This window comes from Pseudoalteromonas lipolytica, assembly GCF_003515105.1.
Classification (GTDB): Bacteria; Pseudomonadota; Gammaproteobacteria; order Enterobacterales; family Alteromonadaceae; genus Pseudoalteromonas; species Pseudoalteromonas lipolytica.
Genome location: NZ_CP032090.1, coordinates 1,691,158 through 1,704,026 on the forward strand (window position 1 = coordinate 1,691,158; position 12,869 = coordinate 1,704,026).

The following is a 12,869-nucleotide window of genomic DNA, read 5'->3' on the forward strand; positions in this document are numbered from 1 at the left end:
CAATGAGCACAGAAATTAAAGTTCCTGTACTTCCTGAGTCGGTTGCTGATGCTACCGTAGCAACATGGCACGTAAGTGTTGGCGACAAAGTAAGCCGTGACCAAAACTTAGTTGATATTGAAACAGATAAAGTTGTTTTAGAAGTAGTTGCACCAAACGACGGTGTCATTACTGAAATTTCACAAGAAGAAGGTGCAACCGTACTTGGTGAACAAGTAATTGGTTTACTTGGTGATGCAGATGCTGCACCAGCAAGTGACGATTCTGCTAAAGAATCAGCACCAGCAAAATCAGAAGACGCGCCAGCGGCGCAATCAGCACCAGCATCAGAAGGTAAAGAAGTGGACATTAAAGTACCTGTACTTCCAGAATCAGTCGCAGACGCGACAATAGCTACTTGGCATGTTCAACCAGGTGAAGCGGTAACGCGCGACCAAAACCTAGTTGACATCGAAACTGATAAAGTTGTTCTTGAAGTTGTTGCTCAAGAAGACGGTATCATGGGCGAGCACATCCACGCAGAAGGCGAAACAGTGCTTGGCGAACAAGTGATTGGTACTGTTAAAGCGGGTGCAGCACCTGCTAAAGCAGAATCGAAAAAAGAAGAAGCGGCACCAGCAAGCGATTCAAGCGATAGCTCAGACGTATTAACACCGTCAGTGCGTCGTCTAATCGCTGAAAAGGGCCTTGATGCATCAAAAATCAAGGGCACGGGTAAAAATGGTCGCGTAACGAAAGAAGACGTTGATACATTCTTAAAAGCGCCTGCGGCTGCACCTAAAGCAGAAGCGGCAGCACCTGCTGCACCTATGGGTGACCGTACTCAAAAACGTGTTCCAATGACGCGTTTACGTAAGACTATTGCAAATCGCCTTCTTGAAGCGAAAAACTCAACTGCAATGTTAACAACATTCAACGAAGTAAACATGAAACCTATCATGGACCTTCGTAAGCAGTATCAAGAAGTATTCGAAAAACGTCATGGTATTCGTTTAGGTTTCATGTCTTTCTATGTGAAAGCAGTAACAGAAGCGCTTAAACGTTTCCCTGAAGTGAATGCATCAATCGATGGTGATGATATTGTTTATCACAACTACTTCGATATCAGCATCGCGGTATCAACACCACGTGGTCTAGTTACACCAGTACTTAAAGATTGTGACAAGTTATCAGTTGCAGAAATTGAAAAAGGTATCCGTGAATTAGCGCTTAAAGGTCGTGACGGCAAATTAACACTTGATGATATGACAGGTGGTAACTTCACTATCACTAATGGTGGTGTATTCGGTTCGTTACTTTCTACACCGATTATCAACTTACCTCAGTCATCAATCTTAGGTATGCACAAAATCCAAGATCGTCCAATGGCTGTAAATGGTAAAGTTGAAATCTTACCAATGATGTATTTAGCGTTATCGTACGATCACCGTCAAATTGATGGTAAAGAATCTGTTGGTTTCTTAGTGACAATTAAAGAGTTACTTGAAGATCCAACACGTTTATTACTAGATGTTTAATCTAGTTGTATAAAATGTAAGCTGTGGACTGCGTTCACAGCTTTTTTTTTTGCGCCTTTGGTCTAACTGGGGTTTTCATGTTGAGCCTTGGGATTTATACTAGGTGCGCAATTTGGGATAGCTGTTTATTTGCATAAATATTCAGCTCTTTTAGTATAAAAAATTGGATAAAGCATCATGAATTTGCATGAGTATCAGGCAAAACAACTTTTTGCCGAATATGGTTTACCAGTTTCTCACGGTTACGCTTGCGATACACCTGAAGAAGCTGCAGCAGCTGCTGAGAAAATTGGCGGTGATATGTGGGTTGTTAAAACACAGGTTCACGCAGGTGGCCGTGGTAAAGCTGGCGGTGTTAAGCTAGTTAAAACAATCGACGAAGTTAAAGAGTTCGCTGCGAACTGGTTAGGTAAAAACTTAGTTACTTACCAAACAGACGAAAATGGTCAGCCAGTAGCTAAGATCCTTGTTGAGAGCTGCACTGACATCGCTAACGAATTATACCTAGGCGCTGTAGTAGATCGTGCTTCTCGTAAAGTTGTTTTCATGGCATCTACTGAAGGTGGTGTTGAAATCGAGACTGTTGCTGAAGAAACGCCAGAGCTAATCCACAAAGCTGAAATCGATCCACTTGTAGGTCCTCAAGCGTATCAAGCTCGTGAATTAGGCTTCAAACTAGGTTTAAACCCAACGCAAATGAAACAGTTTGTTAAGATCTTCATGGGTCTTGCGAACATGTTCAACGATTTCGATTTCGCATTATTAGAAATCAACCCGCTTGTTATCACAGACGAAGGCAACCTTCACTGTCTAGATGGCAAAATCGGTGTAGATGGTAACGCGCTTTACCGTCAACCTAAAATCCGTGAAATGCACGATCCATCTCAAGAAGATGCACGTGAAGCTCACGCTGCAAGCTTCGAGCTTAACTACGTTGCACTAGACGGTAACGTGGGTTGTATGGTTAACGGTGCAGGCCTAGCAATGGGTACGATGGACATCGTAAACCTACACGGTGGCAAGCCAGCTAACTTCCTAGATGTTGGTGGCGGCGCGACGAAAGAGCGTGTATCTGAAGCATTCAAGATCATCCTTTCAGACGACAACGTAAAAGCTGTTTTAGTTAACATCTTCGGTGGTATCGTTCGTTGTGACATGATCGCAGAAGGTATCATTGGTGCAGTTAAAGAAGTAGGCGTAAACGTACCAGTAGTAGTACGTTTAGAAGGTACTAACGCTGAACTAGGTCGTGAAGTACTTGCTAATTCTGACCTTAACATCATCGCTGCTGAATCACTAACAGACGCAGCTGAAAAAGTTGTTGCTGCTGCGGAGGGCAAATAATGTCTGTATTAATCAATAAAGATACAAAAGTTATCTGTCAAGGTTTCACTGGTGGCCAAGGTACTTTCCACTCTGAGCAAGCGCTTGAGTATGGTACACAAATGGTTGGTGGTGTTAGCCCAGGTAAAGGCGGTCAAACGCACCTTGGTCTTCCAGTATTCAACACAGTACGTGACGCTGTAGAAGCAACTGGCGCAACTGCATCAGTAATCTACGTACCAGCACCTTTCTGTAAAGATGCAATCTTAGAAGCTATCGATGCTGGCATCGAGCTTATCGTTTGTATCACTGAAGGTATCCCAACACTAGACATGGTTGACGTTAAAGTTAAGCTTGAGCAAACTGGTGTTCGCATGATCGGTCCTAACTGCCCAGGTGTTATCACTCCGGGTGAAACTAAGATCGGTATCATGCCTGGTCACATCCACAAGCCTGGTAAAGTAGGTATCGTATCACGTTCTGGTACACTTACTTACGAAGCGGTTAAGCAAACTACTGATGCTGGTTTCGGCCAATCAACATGTGTTGGTATCGGTGGCGACCCAATCCCTGGCACTAATTTCATCGACGTTTTAGAAATGTTCGAAAAAGACGAGCAAACTGAAGCAATCGTTATGATCGGCGAAATCGGTGGTACAGCAGAAGAAGAAGCTGCTGAATACATCAAGCACAACGTAACTAAGCCTGTTGTTTCTTACATTGCGGGTGTAACTGCGCCTCCAGGTAAGCGTATGGGTCACGCGGGTGCAATCATCGCAGGCGGTAAAGGTACTGCTGATGAGAAATTTGCTGCATTAGAAGCTGCTGGCGTTAAAACAGTACGTTCACTAGCTGACATCGGTGCTGCACTTAAAGAGAAAACAGGCTGGTAATCGGTCTTTAATCTCTTAAAAAGAGGCTCGCTTATGCGGGCCTTTTTTATTGCTAAATTCACTGTCAATTTTTATTCATAAATAAAGAATAAAAATTCTTTATTTATGAATAAAAATTCCTTACACTAATTCCTCTGTTTCCGTTTTAATAAAAAACGCTTGAATTTAAAAGGTAATTAGCACGTGCGTACTACAGAATTAGTAGACGGATTTCGTCAGTCGACTCCTTATGTAAATGCCCATAGAGGCAAGACTTTCGTTGTAATGCTGGGTGGTGAGGCGATAGACCAGCCAGGCTGTCGAAGTATTATTAATGATGTTGCTCTATTAACAAGCTTAGGTATTAAGATTGTTTTGGTGTTTGGCGCACGGCCACAATTTAATGCCGCTTTGAATGAGGTTGGCATAACTAGTCATTTTCATAACGAGATCCGTGTTACCGATAACACCACTTTTGAAGTGATTAAAAAAGTGGCCGGAGCAATGCAATTTGACATCACCGCGCGTTTATCCACGTCATTAAGTAGCACCCCCATGTCGGGCTCATTTTTAAATGTAGTCAGTGGTAATTTTGTTATAGCGCAGCCTTTAGGCGTTGATGAAGGGGTTGATTACCACCACTCGGGGCGTGTTAGGCGAATTGATGTTGAGGGAATACGCCACCAACTCAATAACAATAGTATTGTGCTCCTAGGTCCGATTGCTGCCTCAGTGACGGGTGAGAGCTTTAATTTAACCGCAGAAGAAATTGCGACTCAGGTTGCTTTAAAGCTCAGAGCAGATAAAATGCTAGGGTTTAGCCAAGATGCAGGTATTTTAGATGAAAATGGCGAAGCGATAGCAGAATTAATGCCAAACGAAGCCGAGCGAGTGTTAGAGCACTATCGCACTCATACACCTTCATGTTTGAGCGCCCCTGTCTTTTTGCAAGCTGCTATTGATGCATGTCGGGGTGGGGTGCATCGGTGTCACCTTGTTAGCTACAAAGAAGATGGTGCCTTATTGCAAGAGCTCTTCTCTTTGGATGGTATTGGGACCCAGATTGCGCCACAAAGTTCTGAACAACTTCGTAGTGCAACGATCAGTGATATAACCGGTATCTTAAACTTAATTAGACCACTTGAAGAGCAGGGCTATTTAGTGCGTCGCTCAAGAGAGCAATTAGAGATACAAATTGAGCAATTCACAGTGATTGAGCGTGATGGACTTATTATCGCGTGCGCTGCCCTTTACCCATTTGATGAAGAGCAGGTTGGTGAATTTGCAAGTCTTGCTGTTCACCCTCAATATCGTGATGCAGATCGAGGCAGTAATTTATTACGTTTTATAATTAATAAAGCCAAACGGTGTGGTTATCATGGTTTATTTGCGTTAACAACGCGCAGTATTCATTGGTTTATTGAACAAGGTTTTGAATTGGTGACGGTCGATGAACTGCCCGCAAAGAAAAAGTCGTTGTATAACTACCAGCGACGCTCAAAGGTATTACGTTTAGACTTATCTAAATTACCAAAAAATCGTTAAGGTAAAGGTGGGTGACACATCGCTGTCACCCGCGTAAAACCTGTTTAATATTGATAGTTAATATGCTGATAAAAGCGCACGCGTAAGTCTTGGCGTGTTGGATTAAACGCAAGTTCGTCTGTCACCTCATTAATGGCACTTTGTACTTGGTTCATAAATCGGCCGTAACCGATATCGTGCTTATCTTTTTCTGCTGCTGCAATAACAAAGTGCAGCACATCGACCAACGTATCCGCATTCCAAAATTGTTGTATTTGTACTTGCTCGCTGGTGCAGTCGAAAGTCAGTTTTTGTAACTCGCTATTGCTCTGTGCATTGTCAATATTACTATTACGCACAATCGGGCGTGTTCCATTTGCGATAAAGGCAGCTAAGTTAAGTTGACGCTTATCACAGGCACGTTTAAACGCATCAAAAATATACTGATAAAACTGACTATAGTTTTCTTCATTTAGCATATGCTGAAATTGTGTCTTAATTGCGCGTGTGACAGGAATTGAAAAGCCTGCATAGGTCATTTCGCTGTGATCGCTTGGCAAATGGCATTGGCGCGATTGATAACGCGGATATAAACTTCGTAACTTATAGCCATAGCTTTCTTTGTGGCCTTTGGCTTTGGCAAATAAGTCATAGGTTAAGTGTTGATGATCTCGAATCTTAAGCGGGGGTTGGTTGCTTAAAAGCTTGTCTTGTAATGTATTGATTACCCGTTGCACTTTATGGTGGAACTGTGCCGCATTTGCACGAATATCGTCACCGGTTGCTAAGAATAATAAGCGAATTTTTTTGCATCTTTCTTCGCCATTAGCAAATACATTGTGTGCTTCGTGGTATTGCGGATTATAGAAAAATAATATTTGTTTTGTTGTTTCTAAACTGTACGCCTCATCATGGTAGCGTACGACAGGTAGTTTATCATTCGCAATGAGATGTACGTTATGAAGTTCATACTCATCGCACAGCGCAAATAATTCCCTTGCAAGACGCTTGTAACCGCAACTAATGTTCGTAAACTGGGCAAAAAACTCATCATTGGGTTTAAATTCAACTAACACATACTGGTTTGCACGTGCAGAGCTAGGAATATAGACTCGGTGTTGATTGAGTGAAGCCATCTCTTTTCCTTATTAAATAGTGAAACTATCGGCACTATATCGTCAGTCAATGATCATTTTATTGCGTTAGAACAACTTTTTTACCGATTTGACCGTAGGGTTTTAACAATCGCATTATTATCTTCGATAAACACACATCAACTACTGTATGTTAGCGCTTCTTTTTGTAATAATGCAGTAGTTTTGTCACCATGCAATATTCAGAGGATTATGCTCCTATGGCGGAAATTGAGAATCGCCCAAGTAACTTTATAAGAACGCGTATCGACGAAGATCTCGCAAGCGGTAAACACGCGACTACGCATACACGTTTTCCACCAGAACCAAATGGTTTTTTACACATTGGTCATGCAAAGTCTATATGCTTAAATTTTGGTATTGCCCAGGATTACAATGGCCTTTGCAACTTACGTTTTGATGATACAAACCCAGAAAAAGAAGATATCAACTACGTAAACTCTATTAAAGAAGATGTGCAGTGGCTCGGTTTTCAATGGGATGGTGAAATTAAATATTCATCAAACTACTTTGATGCACTTTATGGCTATGCCGTTGAACTTATCGAAAAAGGGCTTGCGTATGTGTGTTTCTTGTCAGCAGACCAAGCACGTGAGTACCGTGGTACGCTAAAAGAGCCAGGAAAAAATAGCCCTTATCGTGATACACCTGTTGAAGAGAACTTGGCCTTATTCGAAAAAATGCGTAACGGTGAGTTTAAAGAAGGCGAGTGTGTACTGCGTGCTAAAATTGATATGGCAAGCTCGTTTATTGTATTACGCGATCCTATTTTGTACCGTGTACGTTTTGCTCACCATCACCAAACAGGTGATAAGTGGTGCATTTACCCAATGTATGACTTTACACATTGTATTTCGGATGCGCTTGAAGGTATTACACATTCTTTATGTACGCTTGAATTCCAAGATAACCGACGTCTCTATGACTGGGTGCTTGATAACATCAGCCTAGAATGCCATCCACAGCAAATCGAATTTTCACGTTTAAATCTTGAATACACCATTATGTCTAAGCGTAAATTAAATGACTTAGTGGTTAATGGCCATGTTGAAGGCTGGGATGACCCACGTATGCCAACGATTGCTGGTTTACGTCGTCGTGGTTATACACCAGCTTCAGTACGTGAGTTCTGTTCACGCATTGGTATTACTAAGCAAGAAAACATGGTTGAAATGGGCATGTTGGAAGCGTGTATTCGTGAAGATTTAAATGAACATGCACCACGTGCTATGGCTGTGCTTGACCCTGTTAAAGTGGTTCTAGAGAACTATGATGCAGATAAAGTAGAAACGTTATCAGTCGCTAATCACCCGAACATAGAAGAAATGGGACGCCGTGATGTGCCATTTACTCGCGAGCTTTATATTGAACGCGAAGATTTCCGTGAAGAAGCAAACAATAAGTTTAAGCGTTTAGTGCTGGGTAAAGAAGTGCGTTTACGCGGTGCTTATGTGATAAAAGCTGAACGCATTGAAAAAGACGCTAATGGTGAAATCACCACGATCTTCTGTTCTTACGATGATGAAACGCTGGGTAAAAACCCAAGTGATGGTCGCAAGGTGAAAGGGGTAATCCATTGGGTATCTGCTAGCGAGTCTATTACTGCAGAAGTACGTTTATACGATCGTCTATTCAACGTACCTAACCCAGCAGCTGCTGAAGACTTTAATGCAACGCTTAATCCAGAGTCGCTTGTGGTGTTATCAAATGCGAAGTTAGAACCTTCACTTGCAAATGCACAAGCAGAGCAGGGCTTCCAGTTTGAACGTACAGGGTATTTCTGTCGCGATAATAAAGCACAGACACTTGTGTTCAACCAAACGGTGGGTCTTCGTGATTCATGGGCTAAAATCGAACAAAAAGGTTAAACAGCGCGTTTAACTTTTTTAAAAGATAATAAAAAACCCTTTCACTTATTAAAGTGAAAGGGTTTTTTTATATTCGTTACTTTTTAGAAGTAACCGCGGATACCTAGGCTGAAGTTTCTGCCCGGTAGTGGCGCTTTTTCTTTAATAAACGAGCTGTGAACAAAGCCAAGTTCGTCTGTTATGTTATCAACGTTGATATAAAGCTGTGTATCTACTGGGCCTAAGTCAAGTTGATAATTCGCTGACGCATCAAACAAAGTGTACCCTTCTGTTTTTGTCTCGTAGGCAGTGATGTCTGACTGCTCAAAGTAATGTGTACCTGTTAGGCTAAACTGCCAATCAGAGACGGTATACTGTAACTCTGAACCCAATTTATTCGCTGGGATTCGTGGTAAGTAGTTATTGTCATCTTTTAATTTAGCTGTCGTCGAATCACCAAACACTTTCACTAAGGTGCTAGGTGAAACTTGATAGTGCACATCAAATTCTAACCCATACAATTTGGCATCTTTACTGGTAAATTGGTAAACCGCCATGGCATCATCGTGTACTTCTTCTGCCATTTCTAAGCCATGTTCTTCATCAAAGAAATAGCCCGTATTTTGTTGGTAATAGAAGTTTTCAATGTCGTTATAGAAAAAGTTGATTGTATAACCAAAGTCACCAATGAAACGACGGAAACTTAAATCAAAGTTTGTTGCAGTCTCTTGTTTGATGTCTTCAGGTTCAAAGTGAATTTCACCTTCTTCAATATGATAACCTAAGCCTAATTCATAAGTACCTGTTGCAATGTGAACACCATTCGAGAGTAGTTCTGCACTTAATGGCGCACGTTCCGAGTGAGACACGCTAAGCGCAACGCTTTGGCCTTCTTGATATTGCCAAATAGCACCCGCAGATAAGCTTAAGTTAGTGAAATCGGCACTGTAGTTAATTGTTTCAGCTTCTTCCTCTTCATCATGCGCTTCTTCTGCATGATCATGATGATGTTCAGCCAATGTGACAGCAGAATCGATTTGGTAATCTTCGATGCGCGCACCTAGTTCAACAGTGACATCACCAAATTGTTTTTCCTCAAGTAAAAATAGCGCGTTTGATTTTGTTACACTAGCCGGTGTGAACGCTTCTTCGCCATCGGCATCATAGTCAGACTCTGTATAGTGGTAACCAGCCATACCGTGCCAAAGACCAAGTTTATGCTCGACTGTCGCACGCGCTTCAGTTGTTTTGTTACTGAACACCGTTCCAACTTCACCGTCTTCAATTTCAGCATGTTTATAATCTGTATAACCTACGCGCAACGAGATGTTTTCAATCCAGTTATTATGAAGAGCGTAACTCATGTAGCCTTGCCAACGGTCTTGCTCTAACTGAGCAAAAACAGATTCTTCATGGATTTCTTCGCCATGTCCTGCTTCTTCATGTTCAGCTTCTTCTTCATGATCGTGGCCATGATGTTCATGGGCAGGAATACCATAATCTGTTTCAATACGGCCATATGACACGCCTAACGTTAAATGTTCACCAACGTAGCTAGTTCCAAAGTTAACGGTTTGGCTGTCTATAAAGGTATTTTCTACGCTGTTAGCAGTCTCGTGCTCAGCGTGTTCTTCACCTTCGTGTTCTTCATGCTCTTCTGGAAGTTCAAACGTGGGAGTTTTGTAGTCGTCACCCGTGCGTTTTGTGCCATCAAAATGGAAGTTGAAACCGTTGTTACCTGTTTCTAACTTAGCTGCATAGGTATTCGTATTTGATACTGTGTCGTGTGTGTATTGAGCCGCACCTGTCAATGTCTCGATGTTATCGGTAGGAATACGGTTATCAACAACGTTTACCACACCCCCAATTGCGCCTGAACCATAAAGTAGGGTAGCTGGGCCACGAAGCACTTCAATTTGCTCTGCTGCTAAACTGTCATTTGAGGTGGCATGATCGGGTCCGATACGAGATGCATCACTACTGTCTAAACCATTTTGTGTAATTTTAACACGCGGGCCATCTAAACCACGAATTATAGGGCTTGATGAAACGGGACCAAAATAACTGGCATTAACACCCGGTAAGCCTTTTAAAGTTTCACCTAGAGTCGGTTTCGCTTTATTCTTTAAATTGTCACCTGATAACACATTAACCGGTGAGATCATCTCTAAGCTGTTTTTGTGTAAGGCTGACGCATACACAACAACGGTTTCTACGGATGTAGGCGTCAAAGTAACAACAACAGATTGATCATCACCATTAATATCAACACGCTTATCAATGAAATTATCTTTGCTTACATGAAGTTGACCTTTGCTGTCGACATCAATTTTAAATTCACCTTGCGCGTCAGTCATTACAGCCTGTGATTTACCATGCACATGGACTTGTGCATTAACAACGGGTTGTTGATTTTTATCTACTACTTGGCCTGTGATAACAGCAGCAATGCTTGATTGAGAAAACAGTGCAGCGGCAACAGCACTAGAAATAATTGAAAATTGCTTCATTGTTACTACTTTTTACGTTGGTTGTTGAGTGTTGTGATATAATATAACACCACCATTTTTCAATGGCAATAACGTTATACTATAACTTATAAACTGTCGCGATTTAAATTTCATACACTATACTTAGATTATTTAATCGGTATGGCCCGTGGTTATGTCTGATAAAAATAGAGTATTTAAGGCGCAGTTCACCATCGCAGATTTACGTGAGCATTGTAATCATCAGGAAACCTTCACCACCGCCTGTGACAGAGGGGAAAGTTATCAGCATTTTGTGCTCAAATTGCTGAGCTATTGTTTGTTTTCGCATAATAAGCAGGCAACTATCAATGCTCGGCTAAAAAATAATCAACCAGATGTGTCAATAAAAGCGCTCGATGAGCATTATGAGACGTGGCTGTCTGTTGATCAGCCCGATATATCCATGTTAACTAAAATCGCTAAGCGAGTTGATGAACTGTGGGTTGTCACCACGCTTGAAAGTGACTGGTTAAATGAGTATCAACGTCAGCTTGCGTTGATCAGCAACAGTCACCTTATCGCTTTCGATAGCCAGTTTATTGAACAACTCGTTACTCATCTAAGTAAAAATTTGCAGTGGGATATTACTATTGATCAGCAAACGATTAGCGTGGCAGATAAACACCATTTTTACCAAACACGTGATCTTGTATGGCATTAAAGTTCAATAGTAATTTTACCGTTAGGTTTACTGCAACACAGTAATACTTCACCTGGACGCACAAAGGCAAGGGGCTCTTGATTATAACGTACGTCGCCTTCTACAAGCTGAGCACGACAAGCACCGCAATATCCTTCGCGGCATTGATAGGGTACATCTATTTTATGTTGTTCAAGGCATTCAAGGAGAGATGAACAGCCAGAGTCAAAATCTATACTCTGGCTGTCTGTTCCTGCAAGGATAACCTGTGCAGTGTGTTTAGTGCTCATTACAGATCGAAATCACCAAAGTCTGATGCATCAACTTGAGAATCGATTTGACCAACAAGGTAAGAACTTATCTCGGCTTCTTGCGGTGCAACTTGCACGTTATCAGAGACTAACCACGAATTGATCCATGGAATCGGGTTGCTCTTACTTTCAAACTGAGCAGGTAAGCCTACCGCAGTCATACGTGCATTTGTAATGTATTCAACGTATTGGCATAAAATATCTTTATTTAAGCCAATCATTGAGCCATCTTTAAACAGGTATTCAGCCCAGTCTTTTTCTTGCTCTGCGGCATCAACAAACATTTTAATTGCTTCATCTTTACATTGCGCTGCAACAATCGCCATTTCAGGATCGTCTTTACCGTCTTGCATAATGTTTAAGATGTGTTGTGTGCCTGATAAATGAAGAGCTTCATCACGCGCAATTAATTTAATGATTTTTGCATTGCCTTCCATTAGCTCGCGTTCAGCAAACGCGAATGAACATGCAAAGCTGACATAAAAACGAATTGCTTCCAGAATATTAACCGACATCATCGCAAGGTAAAGCAACTTTTTAAGGTCGAACAAGCTCACTTTAACTTCTTCACCATTAATCACATGTTTACCTTCACCGTAAAGGTTGTAAATCGAAATCATGTTGATTAATTCATCGTAATACTTAGTCACCGCATCGGCACGTTCACTGATTTTTTCGTTACTCACGATATCATCAAAAATAAGCTCAGGTGACTGCGTTACGTTACGAATAATGTGCGTGTAAGAACGGCTGTGAATTGTTTCACTAAATGCCCATGTTTCAATCCACGTTTCAAGTTCAGGAATTGACACAATTGGCAGTAAGGCAACGTTAGGCGAACGACCTTGCACACTATCAAGTAATGTTTGGTATTTTAAGTTACTTAAAAAAATGTGTTTTTCATGGTCAGGTAAAGCTTGAAAATCAAGACGGTCTTTACTTACGTCAACTTCTTCAGGACGCCAGAAGAAAGATAATTGCTTTTCAATTAGCTTCTCGAAGATAGGGTACTTTTGTTGGTCGTAACGTGACACGTTTACCGTCTGGCCGAAAAACATCGGTTCTAGTAATTGGTTATTATGGTTTCGGCTAAAAGTTGTATATGACATAGTGAATACTCAAAAAACAGTCAGGACAAAGCGGGCTAAGG

10 protein-coding genes are annotated in these 12,869 nt (G+C 41.5%); 6 read left to right on the top strand and 4 right to left on the bottom strand.

The window, feature by feature from the left end; translation table 11 throughout:
• The first annotated feature begins 2 nt into the window (after positions 1 to 2).
• The 4 genes from odhB to argA all read left to right on the top strand — a co-directional run bounded on the left by odhB (position 3) and on the right by argA (position 5,257).
• Positions 3 to 1,517: a 2-oxoglutarate dehydrogenase complex dihydrolipoyllysine-residue succinyltransferase gene (odhB, locus tag D0907_RS07690; RefSeq protein ID WP_036968619.1), complete on the top strand. Its 1,515-nt coding sequence runs from the start codon at positions 3 to 5 to the stop codon at positions 1,515 to 1,517.
• Between the two features lie 177 nt (positions 1,518 to 1,694).
• Positions 1,695 to 2,861 carry an ADP-forming succinate--CoA ligase subunit beta gene (sucC, locus tag D0907_RS07695; RefSeq protein WP_036968617.1) on the top strand — a complete coding sequence of 389 codons (1,167 nt, stop codon included), beginning with the start codon at positions 1,695 to 1,697 and terminating at the stop codon, positions 2,859 to 2,861.
• Complete coding sequence (gene sucD / locus D0907_RS07700) at positions 2,861 to 3,733, top strand: succinate--CoA ligase subunit alpha (protein WP_036968616.1); 873 nt, start codon at positions 2,861 to 2,863, stop codon at positions 3,731 to 3,733. The genes sucC and sucD overlap by 1 nt, the downstream gene beginning before the upstream one ends.
• 183 nt (positions 3,734 to 3,916) lie before the next feature.
• The gene (gene argA / locus D0907_RS07705) at positions 3,917 to 5,257 is read left to right on the top strand and encodes an amino-acid N-acetyltransferase (protein WP_118844229.1); all 1,341 of its coding nucleotides are present in this window, start codon (positions 3,917 to 3,919) and stop codon (positions 5,255 to 5,257) included.
• A 44-nt stretch (positions 5,258 to 5,301) separates the two neighbouring features.
• Here argA and D0907_RS07710 read toward each other — a convergent pair whose 3' ends face one another.
• Complete coding sequence (locus D0907_RS07710; RefSeq protein ID WP_118844230.1) at positions 5,302 to 6,372, bottom strand: DUF3083 family protein; 1,071 nt, start codon at positions 6,370 to 6,372, stop codon at positions 5,302 to 5,304.
• A 218-nt stretch (positions 6,373 to 6,590) separates the two neighbouring features.
• On the opposite strand from D0907_RS07710, the gene glnS reads away from it, so the two are divergent.
• Complete coding sequence (gene glnS / locus D0907_RS07715; RefSeq protein WP_036968612.1) at positions 6,591 to 8,258, top strand: glutamine--tRNA ligase; 1,668 nt, start codon at positions 6,591 to 6,593, stop codon at positions 8,256 to 8,258.
• Between the two features lie 83 nt (positions 8,259 to 8,341).
• On the opposite strand, the gene D0907_RS07720 is transcribed toward glnS, so the two are convergent.
• A complete protein-coding gene (locus D0907_RS07720; protein ID WP_118844231.1) occupies positions 8,342 to 10,747 on the bottom strand; it encodes a TonB-dependent receptor in 2,406 nt (801 codons plus the stop codon).
• A gap of 154 nt (positions 10,748 to 10,901) precedes the next feature.
• Here D0907_RS07720 and D0907_RS07725 point away from each other — a divergent pair, with 154 nt between their 5' ends.
• Complete coding sequence (locus D0907_RS07725; protein ID WP_065979888.1) at positions 10,902 to 11,429, top strand: YaeQ family protein; 528 nt, start codon at positions 10,902 to 10,904, stop codon at positions 11,427 to 11,429.
• On the opposite strand, the gene yfaE is transcribed toward D0907_RS07725, so the two are convergent.
• Entirely contained in the window at positions 11,426 to 11,698 is a 273-nt protein-coding gene (gene yfaE / locus D0907_RS07730; protein ID WP_036968605.1) for a class I ribonucleotide reductase maintenance protein YfaE, read from the bottom strand. The two genes, D0907_RS07725 and yfaE, sit on opposite strands and share 4 nt — an antisense overlap.
• Complete coding sequence (nrdB, locus tag D0907_RS07735; RefSeq protein WP_036968602.1) at positions 11,698 to 12,828, bottom strand: class Ia ribonucleoside-diphosphate reductase subunit beta; 1,131 nt, start codon at positions 12,826 to 12,828, stop codon at positions 11,698 to 11,700. Before nrdB ends, yfaE begins: the two co-directional genes overlap by 1 nt.
• Positions 12,829 to 12,869: the final 41 nt, after the last annotated feature.

Bases quoted from the DNA above. Each gene is read 5' to 3' on its own strand.
- sucD (WP_036968616.1), top strand. From the start codon at position 2,861: ATGTCTGTATTAATCAATAAAGATACAAAAGTTATCTGTCAAGGTTTC.
- yfaE (WP_036968605.1), bottom strand. From the start codon at position 11,698: ATGAGCACTAAACACACTGCACAGGTTATCCTTGCAGGAACAGACAGC.
- D0907_RS07710 (WP_118844230.1), bottom strand. From the start codon at position 6,372: ATGGCTTCACTCAATCAACACCGAGTCTATATTCCTAGCTCTGCACGT.
- odhB (WP_036968619.1), top strand. From the start codon at position 3: ATGAGCACAGAAATTAAAGTTCCTGTACTTCCTGAGTCGGTTGCTGAT.
- D0907_RS07720 (WP_118844231.1), bottom strand. From the start codon at position 10,747: ATGAAGCAATTTTCAATTATTTCTAGTGCTGTTGCCGCTGCACTGTTT.
- sucC (WP_036968617.1), top strand. From the start codon at position 1,695: ATGAATTTGCATGAGTATCAGGCAAAACAACTTTTTGCCGAATATGGT.
- glnS (WP_036968612.1), top strand. From the start codon at position 6,591: ATGGCGGAAATTGAGAATCGCCCAAGTAACTTTATAAGAACGCGTATC.
- D0907_RS07725 (WP_065979888.1), top strand. From the start codon at position 10,902: ATGTCTGATAAAAATAGAGTATTTAAGGCGCAGTTCACCATCGCAGAT.
- nrdB (WP_036968602.1), bottom strand. From the start codon at position 12,828: ATGTCATATACAACTTTTAGCCGAAACCATAATAACCAATTACTAGAA.